General features: G+C 62.3%; 13 protein-coding genes, 6 tRNA genes and 1 pseudogene. 18 read left to right on the top strand and 2 right to left on the bottom strand.

Annotated features, from left to right (window positions below):
• The first annotated feature begins 17 nt into the window (after positions 1-17).
• The 12 genes from rimO to GO606_RS18995 all read left to right on the top strand — a co-directional run bounded on the left by rimO (position 18) and on the right by GO606_RS18995 (position 6922).
• A complete protein-coding gene (gene rimO / locus GO606_RS19050; RefSeq protein WP_169119658.1) occupies positions 18-1349 on the top strand; it encodes a 30S ribosomal protein S12 methylthiotransferase RimO in 1332 nt (443 codons plus the stop codon).
• A 15-nt stretch (positions 1350-1364) separates the two neighbouring features.
• Positions 1365-2309, top strand: coding sequence for a patatin-like phospholipase RssA (gene rssA, locus GO606_RS19045; protein ID WP_169119657.1), 945 nt, complete (start codon positions 1365-1367; stop codon positions 2307-2309).
• Positions 2310-2325: 16 nt separating this feature from the next.
• Positions 2326-3732 carry an FAD-binding oxidoreductase gene (locus GO606_RS19040; RefSeq protein WP_169119672.1) on the top strand — a complete coding sequence of 469 codons (1407 nt, stop codon included), beginning with the start codon at positions 2326-2328 and terminating at the stop codon, positions 3730-3732.
• A 73-nt stretch (positions 3733-3805) separates the two neighbouring features.
• A tRNA-Ala gene (locus tag GO606_RS19035) sits at positions 3806-3881 on the top strand.
• Between the two features lie 18 nt (positions 3882-3899).
• Positions 3900-3975: transfer RNA gene (locus GO606_RS19030), tRNA-Glu, on the top strand.
• Between the two features lie 66 nt (positions 3976-4041).
• A tRNA-Asp gene (locus GO606_RS19025) sits at positions 4042-4118 on the top strand.
• 113 nt (positions 4119-4231) lie between these two features.
• A tRNA-Ala gene (locus GO606_RS19020) sits at positions 4232-4307 on the top strand.
• Positions 4308-4325: 18 nt separating this feature from the next.
• Positions 4326-4401: transfer RNA gene (locus GO606_RS19015), tRNA-Glu, on the top strand.
• Between the two features lie 66 nt (positions 4402-4467).
• Positions 4468-4544 (top strand) — tRNA-Asp (locus tag GO606_RS19010).
• Between the two features lie 414 nt (positions 4545-4958).
• Complete coding sequence (locus GO606_RS19005; RefSeq protein ID WP_211166488.1) at positions 4959-5444, top strand: reverse transcriptase family protein; 486 nt, start codon at positions 4959-4961, stop codon at positions 5442-5444.
• Positions 5441-5779: a group II intron maturase-specific domain-containing protein gene (locus GO606_RS19000; protein ID WP_169120970.1), complete on the top strand. Its 339-nt coding sequence runs from the start codon at positions 5441-5443 to the stop codon at positions 5777-5779. The genes GO606_RS19005 and GO606_RS19000 overlap by 4 nt, the downstream gene beginning before the upstream one ends.
• A gap of 291 nt (positions 5780-6070) precedes the next feature.
• Complete coding sequence (locus GO606_RS18995) at positions 6071-6922, top strand: 3-hydroxybutyryl-CoA dehydrogenase (RefSeq protein WP_169120758.1); 852 nt, start codon at positions 6071-6073, stop codon at positions 6920-6922.
• Between the two features lie 108 nt (positions 6923-7030).
• Here the strand turns inward: GO606_RS18995 and rho are convergent, their stop codons facing one another.
• Positions 7031-8290, bottom strand: a complete 1260-nt coding sequence (gene rho, locus GO606_RS18990) for a transcription termination factor Rho (protein WP_169120756.1) — start codon at positions 8288-8290, stop codon at positions 7031-7033.
• Between the two features lie 132 nt (positions 8291-8422).
• Positions 8423-8749, bottom strand: a complete 327-nt coding sequence (gene trxA / locus GO606_RS18985) for a thioredoxin TrxA (RefSeq protein WP_011238489.1) — start codon at positions 8747-8749, stop codon at positions 8423-8425.
• Positions 8750-9022: 273 nt separating this feature from the next.
• Here trxA and fdxA point away from each other — a divergent pair, with 273 nt between their 5' ends.
• From fdxA to aroC, 6 genes and pseudogenes are all read left to right on the top strand, one after another.
• Positions 9023-9346, top strand: coding sequence for a ferredoxin FdxA (fdxA, locus tag GO606_RS18980; protein ID WP_169120754.1), 324 nt, complete (start codon positions 9023-9025; stop codon positions 9344-9346).
• Positions 9347-9496: 150 nt separating this feature from the next.
• Positions 9497-9954: pseudogene (locus tag GO606_RS18975) on the top strand (CBS domain-containing protein).
• Positions 9955-10127: 173 nt separating this feature from the next.
• On the top strand, positions 10128-11795 hold the full coding sequence (locus GO606_RS18970) for a long-chain-fatty-acid--CoA ligase (RefSeq protein ID WP_169117056.1): 1668 nt from the start codon (positions 10128-10130) through the stop codon (positions 11793-11795).
• A 279-nt stretch (positions 11796-12074) separates the two neighbouring features.
• Complete coding sequence (gene ilvB, locus GO606_RS18965) at positions 12075-13742, top strand: acetolactate synthase large subunit (RefSeq protein WP_169116950.1); 1668 nt, start codon at positions 12075-12077, stop codon at positions 13740-13742.
• Between the two features lies 1 nt (position 13743).
• The gene (gene ilvN / locus GO606_RS18960) at positions 13744-14058 is read left to right on the top strand and encodes an acetolactate synthase small subunit (RefSeq protein WP_011238495.1); all 315 of its coding nucleotides are present in this window, start codon (positions 13744-13746) and stop codon (positions 14056-14058) included.
• Positions 14059-14183: 125 nt separating this feature from the next.
• Positions 14184-15317, top strand: coding sequence for a chorismate synthase (gene aroC / locus GO606_RS18955; RefSeq protein ID WP_169116951.1), 1134 nt, complete (start codon positions 14184-14186; stop codon positions 15315-15317).
• Positions 15318-15379: the final 62 nt, after the last annotated feature.

The raw sequence follows: 15379 nt of genomic DNA, 5'->3' as shown, positions 1-15379 counted from the left end.
GGGTTCCAACAGAGAGCATGACCCAGCAGAAACCCCACAGCGTACCGCGCGTCGGCTTCGTGTCCCTCGGCTGCCCCAAGGCCACGGTCGATTCCGAACATATCCTGACCCGCTTGCGTGCAGAAGGCTACGACATTTCCGGCAGCTACGATGACGCGGATATTGTCGTTGTCAATACCTGCGGTTTCATCGATGCAGCAGTCGAGGAGTCGCTCGACGCAATCGGCGAGGCGCTCGCCGAAAACGGCAAGGTTATCGTGACGGGATGCCTCGGCGCCAGGGACGATGTCATCCTTGCGGCCCACCCCCAGGTGCTGGCGGTGACGGGCCCGCATGCCACCGACGCGGTAATGAAGGCCGTGCACCAGCATTTGCCCAAGCCGCACGATCCTTTTACCGATCTCATTCCGCCTCAGGGAATCCGGCTGACCCCGGCGCATTACGCTTACCTCAAGATATCCGAGGGCTGCAACCATCGCTGCAGCTTCTGCATCATTCCGTCGATGCGCGGCGACCTCGTCAGCCGTCCGATCCACGACGTCATGCGCGAGGCCGAATCGCTCGTCGATTCGGGCGTGAAGGAACTCCTCGTGATCTCGCAGGACACCAGCGCTTATGGTGTCGACCTGAAATATCGCACCGGCTTCTGGAACGGCCGTCCGCTCAAGACCAGACTGATCGACCTGGCGAAGGCGCTCGGCGAGCTCGGGGTATGGGTGCGGATGCACTACGTCTATCCGTATCCGAGCGTCGACGAACTGATTCCACTGATGGCCGAAGGCAAGATCCTGCCGTATCTGGATGTGCCGTTCCAGCACGCGAGTCCGCGCATCCTCAAGGCGATGAAGCGCCCCGGGAATGTCGAAAACGTCCTGGAACGAATCCGCAAGTGGCGCAGCATTTGTCCCGATCTGACGATCCGCTCGACGTTCATCACCGGCTTCCCCGGTGAAACCGATGAAGATTTCGAGCAGCTGCTCCATTTCCTCGAAGAGGCGCAGCTCGATCGCGTCGGTGCATTCGCGTATTCGCCTGTCGAAGGCGCCGCGGCCAATCTGCTGGCCGACCCGGTGCCGGATGAGGTTCGCGAGGAACGGCGGATGCGTCTGATGGATTTCCAGGAAGACATCTCGACGCAGCGCCTCGAACGCTGGATCGGGCGCGACATCACCGTGCTCGTCGAGGAAGTCGACGATGAAGGCGCGGTTGCCCGTTCGGGCAGCGATGCCCCCGAAGTGGACGGGCTGGTCATCATCCCGGATGGCGACGGGCTGGTACCCGGCGAATTCGCGAAGGTGCGCGTCACCGACTGCGACGTGCACGATCTTTACGCCAGGCCGCTCCCGTGATGTCCCGCTAGCGCCATGTACGAAACGGCGCTCCCGTGCGTGCCCCGCAGCAGCCCGGTCATCGGCCTGGCTCTGGGCAGCGGTGCGGCGCGAGGCTGGGCCCACCTGGGCGTCCTGCAGGCGCTGGCTCGCGAAGGAATCGAGCCCCAGGTGATCTGCGGATGTTCGATCGGAGCGTTCGTCGGCGCGGCGATGGCAGCGGGGGACCTCACGAAGCTCGCCGAATGGGCGCAGTCCCTGAAATGGCAAGACGTCGTTTCGCTGCTCGACGTCAGCCTGAGGGGCGGGCTGATCCGCGGACAGAAACTCATCCAGTTTTTCGAACGCAATTTCGTCGATCGGGATTTTTCCGAACTCCAGCGCTCCTTTGCGTGCGTCGCCACCGAACTGGAAACCGGGCGGGAGATCTGGCTGCGGGAAGGAAGCGTTTCGGCCGCCGTGCGCGCCTCGATCGCGCTTCCCGGGCTGTTCACACCGGTCATCCACAATGGCCGCCTTCTCGTCGACGGCGGCCTCGTCAACCCGGTGCCGGTTTCCCTGTGCCGCGCGATGGGAGCCGATGTCGTGATCGCGGTCGATCTGGGGTCGGACATGATCGGAAAATCCTGGCGTCCGGTGCCGGCCGAGGCCGAAACCGGTATCGGCTGGACGGAGCGCCTGTTCGGACGCCTGGGCTTTTTCGCCAGCGGCGGGAACGGTGAGCCGGGAAACGGTCAGAATCCGTTGCGTGAGGCAAACCTGCCCTCGCTTCTGACCGTCCTCACGAGCAGCATCAACATCATGCAGGTTCGTATCGCGCGCAGCCGGCTTGCCGGCGAGCCGGCCGATGTGCAGATCTCTCCGCGCCTGGGCCACTTGGGGCCGATGGATTTTCATCGCGCTGCGGAGGCCATTGCCGAAGGAGAGGCGGCGGTCGAACGGATGCTGCCGACGTTGCGATACTGCCTGGGGCATGGTTGAACCGGAGTTGCCCGATATGAACGAGTTGCTACGCACGCTTGCGGGGGCCGTCGGGGCGCCGCATGTGCTCACCGACCCTGAGTCGATGGCGCCCCACCTCACCGACTGGCGCGGGCGCTATACGGGAACCGCGCTGGCGGTCGTCAAGCCCGCCGGGACGGCCGAAGTTGCGGCAGTCGTACGCGCCTGTGCGGCGGCGGACGTGGCGATGGTCCCGCAAGGCGGAAATACCGGCCTGTGCGGCGGTGCCACCCCATTGCCGGACGGGCAGACGGTGGTGATCAATCTGTCACGCATGAATCGCATTCGCGCGGTCGATCCCGCCAACAATGCGTTGATCGCCGAGGCGGGCTGCACCCTTGCGGCCGTCCAGCAGGAGGCGACATCGGTCGATCGGCTTTTCCCGCTGTCGCTCGCTTCGGAGGGGAGTTGCGAGATCGGCGGGAATTTATCCACGAACGCCGGCGGCGTCCATGTCCTGCGTTACGGCAACATGCGAGACCTGGTGCTTGGCGTCGAAGTCGTCCTGCCCGACGGCCGCGTATGGGACGGGCTGAGGACATTGCGCAAGGACAACACCGGCTATGACCTGAAGCAATTGTTCATCGGTGCGGAGGGCACGCTCGGTATCGTCACCGCGGCGGCACTGAAGCTCTTTCCCCGCATGCGCAGCCGTGCCACCGCCTGGGTCGCGATACCTGATCCGGCAGCAGCCGTGACGCTTCTCGCCCGGCTGAGGAATGCAGGCGGCGATCGGGTGACGGCGTTCGAAATCGTCGGCCGCCCGGCGCTCGACCTGGTATTGAAGCACTTTTCCGGCGCCCGGCCGCCACTTGCCGACCCGGGCGCATGGGCTGTGCTCGTGGAGTTGATGGACGCTTTTGCCGATGCGCCGCTGGACGAAATGCTCGAGCGGACGCTGGCCGAATCGATGGATGCGGGACTGGTACTCGATGCTGCGGTCGCCTCGAGCCTGGCGCAGGCCGAAACCCTCTGGGCGTTGCGCGAAAACGTCTCCGAGGCGCAACGGCTGGAAGGCGTCAGCATCAAGCACGACATCTCGGTTCCGGTAAGCAGGATTCCGGAATTTCTCGAACGGGCCGACGCTGCCCTTCTGGCGGTATGGCCGGATGCGCGCATCATTGCCTTCGGCCACATTGGCGACGGGAACCTCCACTACAACTTGTCGAAGCCGGACGCGCAGGAAAACGCCCATTTCATCGCCAGAACAGAGGAAGTCAATCGCATCGTTCACGATGTCGTCGACCAGCTCGGGGGCTCGATATCCGCGGAGCACGGCCTCGGTCAGCTCAAGCGCATCGAGGTCCGGCGCTACAAATCGGAAGTCGAACTGGAGTTGATGCGGGCGATAAAGGAAAGCATCGATCCGCGCGGATTGATGAATCCCGGCAAGGTTTTGTGAGATGCAAAGATAATCGCAATTCGGGGTTTACAGTGTGATTGGGTAGCCCTATAATGCGCGCTCTTTCGGGTCAGGGGGTATAGCTCAGCTGGGAGAGCGCTTGCATGGCATGCAAGAGGTCAGCGGTTCGATCCCGCTTACCTCCACCAACCGGAGAAAGCGACGATGTCCCCATCGTCTAGAGGCCTAGGACATCGCCCTTTCACGGCGGTAACCGGGGTTCGAATCCCCGTGGGGACGCCAGAACAAGGCGGGTCGCCGTGAGGCGGCGCGCAAACCGGCAGGATACTGCCGGTAGCAGGTCAGCGCGGAGTGGTAGTTCAGTTGGTTAGAATACCGGCCTGTCACGCCGGGGGTCGCGGGTTCGAGTCCCGTCCACTCCGCCAGTTTCATAGCAGCTGTGTTGGTGTGTCGTTCGCTGGTGCAGTCGATTCTGACCGGCGAACAAGCTGTGCTTGCAGTGCGTTCAATCGAGCGCTATAGTTCTCTGCTCTGTCGTGGGGGTATAGCTCAGCTGGGAGAGCGCTTGCATGGCATGCAAGAGGTCAGCGGTTCGATCCCGCTTACCTCCACCAACCGAAGAAAGCGACGATGTCCCCATCGTCTAGAGGCCTAGGACATCGCCCTTTCACGGCGGTAACCGGGGTTCGAATCCCCGTGGGGACGCCAAAACGACGTGGGTCGCCGTGAGGCGACGCGCAAACCGGCAGGAAACTGCCGGTAGCAGGTCAGCGCGGAGTGGTAGTTCAGTTGGTTAGAATACCGGCCTGTCACGCCGGGGGTCGCGGGTTCGAGCCCCGTCCACTCCGCCAACAGACAAGGGAGCCTTCGGGCTCCCTTTTTTTCGGTGCGCCCAGCATGGGCGCACTCTTGCGGGTGCAAGTCCCGCCGTAAGTTGATCACAGCGAACGAAGTGAAGCGCAACTGCATGAGGGCGACCGAGTGTGGGAAGGAAGCGTGGATCGAAGCTGCGAGCCGATGGACAAGAATCGGATAAAAGGCGCTGCCGAGCAGGGCGAGCGGGCCGAAAACCGCGAAGCTCTCGTGATCAAGGCGAAGTGGCGTAGATCCGGCGGTTGTGCAGCGAAGGAGTGCGTTCTTACCTGGGGAGATCTCGCCTTGTGGCTGAAAGGCCGACGGTGACAAGCCGGAGCGAGAAGTCAGCAAAGGCCGTATTAGCTGCCGGTACGGGGCGAAGGGCCGAACGAGTAGGAGGGCCGAAGGCCATGTCGCTCGGAAGTGCAGTGCATCAGAAGCCCGGGCAACCGGGGCGCAACGCGGGAGGGCGAGGTGAAGCCAGACCCGAAGCGATGCGTGATGAAGCACGTCCGGCGCGGCATGAAACCGAAGGCTCAGGGCGAGACGACCTGCTCGCGCAGGCGCTCGCGAGAGAGAACATGGTGCTGGCGTGGAAACGCGTCAAAGCCAATCGCGGCAGTGCCGGGGTGGATGGGTTGTCGATCGCCGAGACGGCGGCGTACCTGAAGACGCACTGGCCCCGGCTTCGGGAAGCGTTACTGGACGGCAGTTACCGGCCTCAAGCCGTGCGGCGCGTCCAGATCCCGAAGCCCGGTAGCGGGGTGCGTGAGTTGGGGATACCGACGATCGCAAGTTTCTGGGCTACGAGCTGTGGCGCAGTGCGGGTGATCGAATCAAATGCGCCGTCGCAAGAAAGGCTTTGGAAACCTTCAAGCAACGCATCCGAGAAATGACGCGACGCTCGGGCGGGCGCAGCCTGCCGGAGGTCGCCGAACGACTGCGGACTTACATGCCGGGCTGGAAGACATACTTCCAGCTTGCGCAGACGCCCAAGGTGTTCCGCGAACTCGACGAGTGGTTACGTCATCGGCTGCGTGCGCTGCAGCTCAAGCACTGGCGTCGGGGGACAACGATGTATCGGGAGTTGTTGGCGCTGGGCGCCTCGAAGACGGACGCTCAGCGGATCGCCGCAAACAGTCGCCGATGGTGGCATAACAGCCGCCTCGCGCTCAATCGTGTGATGCCGATTGCCTACTTCGACCGGCTCGGCGTACCCCGGCTCTCATGACCTCAACTGCTCGAACCGCCCGGTGCGGACCCGCATGCCGGGTGGTGTGGGAGGGGAACGGTCAGGTACTCTGGCCGCCCCTATCCCGATCCCGTCAAGCGAGTGTCATCGGAAAGCGATCATCCAGAATTGGGTACGGGCCGCCGTGAGTAAGGGATGGCTGCGATGGCGGGCGTTCGCGGCGCTGGCATCAGCAAGGTAAATTGCGCTAGAGTTTTCCCATACGCTTCGGTACGGGATCCTCGATGGCAATGCCGATGTGTTCGTTAAACGACAGGAGCGGGACATACAATGAATATGAAGAAAATCGGGATCGTCGGTGCCGGAACGATGGGAAACGGCATAACCCAGGCGTTCGCGGTGGCAGGATTCGACGTCGTGATGAGCGACGTCGCGGAAGCCGCGTTGCAGCGCGGTCTGGCGACCCTGAGCAGCAGCCTCGATCGGCTCGTCAAGAAAGACAAGATGACCGAAGCGCAGAAGGCTGAGGCGATTGCGCGGGTGAGCGGATCGACGGAGCTTGGCGCGATGAGCGACTGCGACCTCATCATCGAGGCGGCAACCGAAAACCTCGCACTGAAGCTGAAAATCTTCGAGCAACTCGACGCCATTGCAAAACCCGAAGCGATCATCGCGAGCAATACGTCATCGATCTCGATCACGAAGCTCGCTGCTTCCACGCGACGCGCCGAGCGAATCATCGGCATGCATTTCTTCAATCCCGTCCCGGTGATGGCGCTGGTGGAACTCATTCGCGGCCTGCAAACATCCGACGCCACTTACGCGGCCGTCGAGACGCTTGCCCGGGCGGTCGGCAAGACGCCGGTGCAAGTGCGCAACAGCCCGGGTTTCGTCGTCAACCGGCTGCTGTGTCCGATGATCAACGAGGCGATTTTTGCCCTCGGGGAAGGCCTCGCGAGCGCGGCCGAGATCGACGAGGCCATGAAGCTCGGCTGCAACCATCCAATCGGCCCGCTCGCGCTTGGCGACATGATCGGTCTGGACGTGGAACTCGCGGTGATGCAGGTGCTCTTCGAGGGTTTCAAGGATCCGAAGTATCGCCCGGCTCCGCTTCTCGTGGAGATGGTGGAGGCGGGCTACCTCGGCCGCAAGTCAGGCAAAGGCTTCTTCGAGTACAAATAACTACTCCGGAGAGGCGGCCGGCTGTAGAGTCCCGCTGTAGAGCCTCCTCCGGAACGGTGCAATAAAAAACGCCACCCTCGGGTGGCGTTATGACTTGAGCGTTCTGCTTCAGCCGCGCCGCATCGCGTCGAAGAACTCACCGTTGCTCTTGGTGGCCTTGATCTTGTCCAGCAGGAATTCCATCGCGTCGATGTCGTCCATGCCGTACAGTAATTTACGCAGGATCCACACTTTCTGCAGTACGTCGGGCTTGAGGAGGAGTTCCTCGCGGCGCGTGCCGGACCGATTGACGTTGATGGCCGGGTAAACCCGCTTCTCGGCCATGCGGCGATCGAGGTGCAACTCCATGTTGCCGGTGCCCTTGAACTCTTCGTAGATCACGTCGTCCATGCGGCTGCCGGTGTCGATCAGCGCGGTCGCGATGATCGTCAGCGATCCGCCTTCCTCAATGTTCCGGGCAGCGCCGAAGAAGCGCTTGGGCTTCTGCAGCGCGTTCGCGTCGACGCCGCCGGTGAGCACCTTGCCGGAAGCGGGCACCACGGTGTTGTAGGCGCGTGCGAGGCGCGTCAGCGAGTCGAGCAGAATCACGACATCCTTCTTGTGCTCCGTCAGCCGCTTGGCCTTCTCGATCACCATCTCGGCGACCTGCACGTGGCGAGAAGCGGGTTCGTCGAAGGTGGAGGCGACCACTTCACCTTTGACCGATCGCTGCATCTCGGTCACTTCCTCGGGGCGCTCGTCGATGAGCAGCACGATGACGACGACGTCGGGATGATTGGCGACGATGGAGTGGGCGATGTGCTGCAGCATCACCGTCTTGCCGCTCTTCGGCGGGGAGACGATCAGTCCGCGCTGGCCTTTGCCGATCGGCGCGATCATGTCGATCACCCGGCTCGTGATGTTTTCTTCTCCGCGGATGTCCCGTTCGAGCTTGAGGCATTCGTTCGGGTGCAGCGGCGTGAGGTTCTCGAAGAGGATCTTGTGCTTGCAGGCCTCGGGAGGTTCGCCGTTGATCTTGTCCAGCTTGACCAGCGCGAAATATCGCTCCCCGTCTTTGGGCGTGCGGATCTCGCCCTCGATCGTGTCGCCGGTGTGAAGGTTGAAGCGCCGGATCTGTGACGGGGAAACGTAGATGTCGTCGGTTCCGGCAAGATAGGAAATGTCCGGGGAACGCAGGAATCCGAACCCGTCGGGCAGGACTTCGAGCGCCCCGTCGCCATATATCGGTTCGCCCTTCTTCGCCCGGTTCTTGAGCAGGGCGAACACGAGTTCCTGTTTGCGCAGTCTGTTGGCGCCATCGATTTCATTCGCGATGGCCATTTCCAGCAGTTCGCTTACGTGGAGGGACTTCAGCTCCGATAATTGCATGGCGAGAGGGCGCAACAAGGCGCTATTGGATGAAGCAGGTGAAGGGATCGGGGAGAGAGGCAATCGCGGCGCCGGGAATTTCGGCACGGGGCGCGGAAGGCGCCGCGGAAACGACCTGGACTGTAGCGCTGGTCAGAGGTTGCTGTCAATGAAGGCGGTGAGCTGGGACTTGGACAGCGCCCCGACCTTGGTGGCTTCGACGTTGCCGCCCTTGAACAGCATCAACGTCGGAATGCCCCGCACGCCGAATTTGGCGGGCGTCTCCTGGTTTTCATCGATGTTGAGCTTCGCGACCTTCAGCTTGCCGGCGTATTCCTTGGCGACGTCGTCCAGGATCGGCGCAATCATCTTGCACGGACCGCACCATTCGGCCCAGTAGTCGACCAGCACGGGGGTCTGCGACTGAAGCACCTCGGCTTCGAAATTGCCGTCAGTGACGTAGTGGATATGCTCGCTCATGTTTCCTCGCATCAGGGGTAACGGTAGTGCTTCGGATAGGGGACGGGCCCCGACGGGCCCGGTCGACAAAGGCGGAATCGAACCGCCTTGTGCTGGGAGTTTCCGAAAAGTTATGCGAAGCCGGCCCGCGCGTCAAGAAGTTCTCCGGGTCGGGCGCTGCGTTGGTGAGCCGAGGGTGGCGGCAATGGCATGAAGCGGGCTCTCTCGGCTATATTGTGAGCACTGGGAGTATCGCCCATTTTGACCGTGTATCGAACTGATGGAGTTCAAATAATGACTTATGTTGTAACTGAAGCCTGCATCCGCTGCAAGTACACTGACTGTGTTGACGTCTGTCCGGTGGACTGCTTCAGGGAAGGGGCAAATTTCCTTGTGATCGACCCGACGGAATGCATCGACTGCACCCTCTGCGTCGCAGAGTGCCCGGTGGAAGCCATTTTTGCCGAGGACGACGTCCCCGAGGGGCAGCGCCATTTCATCGCCCTCAATGCGGAACTCGCGCAGCAGTGGAAGCCCATCGTCGAACGCAAGGATCCTTTGCCGGATGCCGACGAGTGGGCGAAGCGAACGGGCAAGCTCGACGAACTGGCCAAATAAGAAACCCGAATAACGAAGTGGAGAGCCGCATTCGACGTCCGCGGACGCCGCGACGGCGAGTGCGGCGATTTATGCAGGCGCTGTTCGCGCTCACGACAATCCACTAACATCGCTCAAGGTGAATTACATGAAAATGGTGGGGGAACACAAATGCTGGTGAGCGAGATTCTTGCGATCAAGGGCAAGGTGCTCTATACGATTGCCCCCAGCAGGAGCATGGCTGAAGCGGTAGCCATCATGACGGAGCAGGACGTCGGCTCGCTCGTGGTTTTTTCGCAGGGCCAGATGACCGGCATGCTGACCTTTCGCGAGGTGCTGCAGGCGGTATACAAGGCGGGGCGGGATGGGCCGAGATGCCCGTTGAAGCGGCGATGCTTTCCGGACCGATGATCGCGTCCCCGGACATGGAGATGGACGCGCTGCGCCGCCTCATGGTCGATCACCACCAGCGTTATCTGCCAGTGATGGACGGTAATACGCTGATGGGCGTGGTGTCCTTCCATGACGTGGCGAAGGCGGTGCTTGAAGAGCAGAGTTTCGAGAACCGGATGCTGAAAAACTACATTCGCAACTGGCCGCGCGAGCCAGGCGAAGAGGACGAAAAATAACGCAGTAGCTTCCCGTTGCGGCGGATTTGCGAGTCCGGTGAGGAGGCGTGACGATCGCCGCGGCTCCGGTTACAGGCTGGAAACCGGCGCCGTGCGTCTGGCTCCGAGCAGGTCCCGGACGAGCATGCCCATCACGCTTGCCGGCAGCGGTTTTCTAGCTGAAGGAGTCGATGATGGAAAAGATCTGGCTGCAGAGTTATCCCCGTGGCGTTCCCGCAGAAATTGATCCCGGCGAGTTCAGCTCCATCGGCGACCTGTTCAGCCGCAGCGTACGGCAGTTCGGCGATCGGACCGCCTACATCAACATGGGCAAGGGCATCAGCTATGCCGAACTCGACCGGTTGTCCGCCCGGTTCGCAGGCTACCTGCAAGGCGCATTGAAGCTTCCGAAGGGGGCGCGCGTTGCGCTGATGATGCCTAACCTGCTGCAATACCCGATCGCAATGTTCGGAGTGCTCAGGGCCGGCTACGTCGTCGTCAACGTCAATCCGCTTTACACCGCTCGTGAACTGGAGCACCAGCTCCGCGACTCCGGCGCCGAGACGATTGTCATCGTCGAGAATTTCGCCAGCACGCTCGAACACGTGCTGCCGAAGCTCAGGATGCCTCACATCGTGGTCACGAGCCTCGGTGAAATGCTCGGTTTTCCGAAAAACCTGATCGTCAATCTCGTTGTCCGGCAGGTCAAGAAGCTGGTGCCGCCATGGAATCTCCCGGGCCATGTGAGCTTTTCGGCGGCGTTATCCAGGGGCGCCGCATTCCCGCTCGAGCCGGTGAGCGTCGGACACGACGACATCGCCTTTCTCCAATACACGGGTGGCACCACCGGCGTGGCGAAGGGGGCGGTACTGACCCATCGCAACATCATCGCGAACCTGCAGCAGGCACACGCCTGGATCCGGCCCTTCCTGTATGAAGGCGAGGAAATCATCATCACGGCGCTCCCGCTCTATCATATTTTTTCCCTGACTGCGAACTGCCTGACGTTCTTCAAGCTCGGCGCGACGAACGTGCTGATCACCAATCCTCGCGACATTCCCGGCTTCATCAAGGAGCTGGCCAAGTACAAATTCACCGCCATTACCGGCGTCAATACGCTGTTCAATGCGTTACTGAACAACCCGGATTTTGCCAAGCTCGATTTCTCCCGGCTCCACATCGCGCTTGGCGGGGGAATGGCGGTGCAGCAGCAGGTGGCGGAGCGGTGGGGCAGGATCACCGGAAAGCCGCTCATCGAGGCCTACGGGCTGACCGAAACTTCGCCCGCGGTGACCATAAACCCGCTGGATCTGCCCGCCTTCAATCATTCGATCGGCCTGCCCGTTTCATCGACGGAAGTGAGCATTCGCGGTGACGACGGCAGCGAAATGCAGCTCGGGCAGCCCGGCGAGCTGTGCGTCCGAGGACCACAGGTGATGCGCGAATACTGGAATCGGCCGGAGGATACGGCCCACGTCTTTACGCCCGATGGTTTCCTGCGCACCGGTGACATTGCGACGATCGACGACAAAGGCTTTGTGCGCATCGTCGATCGCAAGAAGGACATGATCCTGGTGTCGGGTTTCAACGTCTTTCCGAACGAGATCGAGGATGTCGTCGCAAGCCATCCGGGCGTGCTGGAGGTCGCCGCGGTGGGCGTGCCGGACGAGCGCACCGGCGAAGCGGTCAAAGTGTTCGTCGTGCGCAAGGACCCCTCGCTGACCCGCGAGATGATCATTGCCCATTGTCGCGAAAGCCTGACCGCATACAAAGTCCCTCACCTCGTGGAGTTTCGCGACGAATTGCCGAAGACGAATGTCGGGAAGATCCTGCGGCGCCTGTTGCGGGACGGGAAGGCGTGAAGAAACGCGCTGGTGCGTCGCGCTTGTTTTTTCGTTCGATCCGTAGTTAGAATCCGGAGCACTGGTCCCCGATATTTTGTAATGCCATGACGCATCTGGTTCTCTCCCTCGCCGTAGTACTGCCGGTACGCGTAATAGCAAGCGTAGGCAGGCGCGCGTCTTAAGGGCAAGGGACAACCAGTAGCATCGATTCCAACCCCCGCCGGCGCGCAAGCCCGGCGGGGGTTGGTTTTTGCGCCGCCGGTTTCTGTCGCCGAATATGAACCGAAGGAGATCATCATGATCCAGATGACCGGCGCCGAACTGATCCTGCGCTTGCTTGAACGGCAGGGCATACGCACCGTTGCCGGCATTCCGGGCGGAGCGATCCTGCCGCTCTACGATGCTTTGTCGAATAGCAAGCTGATTCGCCACGTGCTCGCCCGTCATGAACAGGGGGCCGGATTCATCGCCCAGGGGATGGCCAGGGTGTCGGGCCGCCCGGAAGTGTGCTTCGCTTCAAGCGGCCCTGGCGCGACCAACCTCGTCACGGCGATCGCCGACGCGCATCTGGACTCGATTCCCATGGTGGCGATCACCGGGCAGGTGCCACTTTCGATGATCGGCACCGACGCCTTCCAGGAAGCCGACATCTACGGCATGACGGTGCCGGTCACGAAGCATAATTTCCTCGTGCGCTCGGCAGCCGAATTGCTGGAGGTGATTCCCGACGCGTTTCGCCTCGCGATGTCCGGGCGTCCCGGCCCGGTGCTGATCGACATCCCGAAGGATGTGCAGACCCAGGTCGTGAGCTTCGATGCGTTTCCGCTGCCGGCCATCCCGGATGCCGCGCCCGCAAGCGATCCGGACGCGATCGAGGAGGCGGCACGACTCATCAATGCTGCGGAACGCCCGGTGTTGTATGTCGGCGGCGGCGTGATTCATTCCGGCGCAGCGCAGCAAATCGTCATGCTCGCCGAGCGTGCCGGCTTGCCCACCACGATGACGTTGATGGCGCTGGGCGTGATGCCGATCGACCACCCGCTTTCGCTCGGCATGCTGGGGATGCATGGCGCGCGCTACACGAATTTCATCCTCGAGGAATCGGACCTGCTGATCTGCGTCGGTGCGCGCTTCGACGACCGGGCGATCGGCAAGGCGGCGCAATTCTGCCCGCGGGCGAAGATCGTACATATCGACATCGATCCGTCCGAACTGCACAAGATCAGGAACGCGCATGTCGCGATCAATGGGGATGTCGGCGTGGTTCTCGACGCGCTGTTGCCGCGGGTGAACATCAGGCTGCGCAAGCGCTGGCTGTCACATGTCGGTAGCCTCAAAAGCCGTTTTCCGCTGCACATGCCGAGGCTGGAGGATCCGCGCAGCCCCTATGGTCTCGTTCAGGCGGTCGCCTGTGCGGTGAGTGATGAGGCAGTGGTCACCACCGACGTCGGGCAGCACCAGATGTGGGTTGCCCAGGCTTATCCGTTTCGCCGGCCCCGTCAGTGGCTGACCTCCGGCGGGTTCGGGACGATGGGATTCGGCTTGCCGGTGGCGGTCGGCGCAGCGCTGGCAGCTCCCGCGCGAACGGTCATCTGCTTCACCGGTGATGGCAGCTTCAAGATGAACATCCAGGAGCTCGCGACGCTCGCCGAAGAGGGACTCAACGTGAAGATCGTGCTGATGAACAACAACTCGCTCGGGCTGGTGTATCAGCAGCAGAGCCTGTTCTACGGTAAACGGGTGTTCGCGTCGAAGTACCAGGGCGCACCGGATTTTCTGAAAATTGCCGGGGGCTTCGGCATCGACGGCGTCGATCTCGATACGGCCCGGAACCCCCGCGCGGCGCTTGCCCAGGCGCTGAACGCCCCGGGGCCGTGCCTGATCCACGCATCGATCGACCGCGAGGAATTCGTCTATCCGATGGTGCCTCCCGGCGGTGCGAACACCGAAATGATCGGAGGCTGACATGATCGAACAAGTTGCCGAACCCTTGCAGCAATCCGGCTTCGCCAAAGTCGTGCTGGAACTCGAGGTCAACAATCACCCCGGCGTGATGAGTCACATCTGCAATCTGTTCGCCCGTCGTGCGTTCAACGTCGAAGGCATCTTGTGCATGCCGCTGTCCGATCCGCGCCGCAGCCGCATCTGGCTGCTGGTGTTCGAGGACCAGCGGCTGGAGCAGATGGTGCTGCAGGTGGAGAAGCTCGTCGACGTATTGTCGGTGCGCCGCCACGGGGCGGAGCATGAAGTATTCGAACGGCTGGAGAAATTCTTCTACTGAGCATCGAGCGATGGCGCGAATGGGCTGCAGAGTGCGGAGAGCGGCCCGGACAAGACCGGGAGGGCGTCCTGAAGCGCTGTGCTAAACTTGGCGCATCTCCACCCCTCGTCTGAAATCGGGATTCGATGTCCGGCAATAGCTTAGGCAAACTCTTTTGCGTCACTTCTTTTGGTGAGTCGCATGGTCCGGCGATCGGCTGTGTCGTAGACGGGTGTCCGCCGGGCATGCCGATTTCGACGCAGGAGATCCAGGTCGAGCTCGATCGGCGCAAGCCCGGGACGTCGCGGCACGTCACGCAGCGGCGCGAACCGGATGAAGTGGAGATTCTTTCGGGAGTGTTCGAGGGCGTTACGACCGGCACTCCGGTTGCGCTGCTGATTCGCAACCAGGACCAGCGCTCTCGTGATTACGGCAACATCGCCGAGACGTTTCGCCCCGGTCATGCCGATTATGCGTACTGGCAGAAATACGGGATACGCGATCACCGTGGTGGCGGCCGCTCGTCGGCGCGCGAGACGGCGGTGCGCGTGGCGGCGGGTGCGATCGCACGCAAATGGCTGAATCAGCAGTACGGAGTCGTCATCCGCGGCTTCATGTCGCAGCTCGGACCGATCGAGATCCCGTTCGTCGACTGGGATGAAGTCGGGCGCAACCCGTTCTTCGCCCCCAACGCGTCGATCGTGCCGGCGCTCGAGGACTACATGGACGAACTGCGCAAATCCGGCGACTCGGTCGGAGCGCGCATCGATGTGGTGGCCAGCGGCGTTCCGGTGGGCTGGGGGGAGCCGGTGTACGACCGGCTCGATGCAGATATCGCCTACGCGATGATGGGCATCAACGCGGTGAAAGGCGTCGAGATCGGCGCCGGTTTTTCCAGCGTTGCGCAGCGCGGCACCGAACATTCCGACGAAATGACCCCCGAAGGTTTCCTGTCGAACAATGCCGGTGGAGTGCTGGGCGGCATTTCGACGGGGCAGGACATTCTCGTGAGCATGGCTGTGAAGCCGACCTCGAGCATTCGACTCGATCGTCGCTCGATAGACAAGCAGGGCGACGCCGTGGTCATCAACACCCATGGTCGCCACGACCCGTGTGTCGGTATCCGCGCCACCCCGATCGCCGAAGCGATGCTGGCGATCGTGTTGATGGACCACGCGCTGCGTCATCGCGCCCAGTGCGGCGACGTTTCCTGCGCGACGCCGAAGCTCGCCCGGCTCGCGCCCTCCGGCGTGCAGCGCGTTCCCGCGCCCCCGCGCTGACGGCTTTGCCGTTCGTTCGGGCGCCGGCCGTGCGTCAGGCACTGTCTGCCGCCCGCGGCCGG

The organism is Aromatoleum anaerobium, from assembly GCF_012910705.2.
Taxonomy (GTDB): Bacteria; Pseudomonadota; Gammaproteobacteria; order Burkholderiales; family Rhodocyclaceae; genus Aromatoleum; species Aromatoleum anaerobium.
Note: the sequence above shows the minus strand (reverse complement) of the source record. Positions and strands in the feature narration are given on the sequence as shown.

What these genes read in the sequence shown, in the direction of transcription:
- ilvB (WP_169116950.1), top strand. Translation starts at nt 12,075, where the DNA reads ATGATCCAGATGACCGGCGCCGAACTGATCCTGCGCTTGCTTGAACGG.
- GO606_RS18995 (WP_169120758.1), top strand. Translation starts at nt 6,071, where the DNA reads ATGAATATGAAGAAAATCGGGATCGTCGGTGCCGGAACGATGGGAAAC.
- rssA (WP_169119657.1), top strand. Translation starts at nt 1,365, where the DNA reads ATGTACGAAACGGCGCTCCCGTGCGTGCCCCGCAGCAGCCCGGTCATC.
- GO606_RS19005 (WP_211166488.1), top strand. Translation starts at nt 4,959, where the DNA reads ATGTCGCTCGGAAGTGCAGTGCATCAGAAGCCCGGGCAACCGGGGCGC.
- GO606_RS19000 (WP_169120970.1), top strand. Translation starts at nt 5,441, where the DNA reads ATGACGCGACGCTCGGGCGGGCGCAGCCTGCCGGAGGTCGCCGAACGA.
- ilvN (WP_011238495.1), top strand. Translation starts at nt 13,744, where the DNA reads ATGATCGAACAAGTTGCCGAACCCTTGCAGCAATCCGGCTTCGCCAAA.
- fdxA (WP_169120754.1), top strand. Translation starts at nt 9,023, where the DNA reads ATGACTTATGTTGTAACTGAAGCCTGCATCCGCTGCAAGTACACTGAC.
- aroC (WP_169116951.1), top strand. Translation starts at nt 14,184, where the DNA reads ATGTCCGGCAATAGCTTAGGCAAACTCTTTTGCGTCACTTCTTTTGGT.
- GO606_RS19040 (WP_169119672.1), top strand. Translation starts at nt 2,326, where the DNA reads ATGAACGAGTTGCTACGCACGCTTGCGGGGGCCGTCGGGGCGCCGCAT.
- rho (WP_169120756.1), bottom strand. Translation starts at nt 8,290, where the DNA reads ATGCAATTATCGGAGCTGAAGTCCCTCCACGTAAGCGAACTGCTGGAA.
- GO606_RS18970 (WP_169117056.1), top strand. Translation starts at nt 10,128, where the DNA reads ATGGAAAAGATCTGGCTGCAGAGTTATCCCCGTGGCGTTCCCGCAGAA.
- trxA (WP_011238489.1), bottom strand. Translation starts at nt 8,749, where the DNA reads ATGAGCGAGCATATCCACTACGTCACTGACGGCAATTTCGAAGCCGAG.
- rimO (WP_169119658.1), top strand. Translation starts at nt 18, where the DNA reads ATGACCCAGCAGAAACCCCACAGCGTACCGCGCGTCGGCTTCGTGTCC.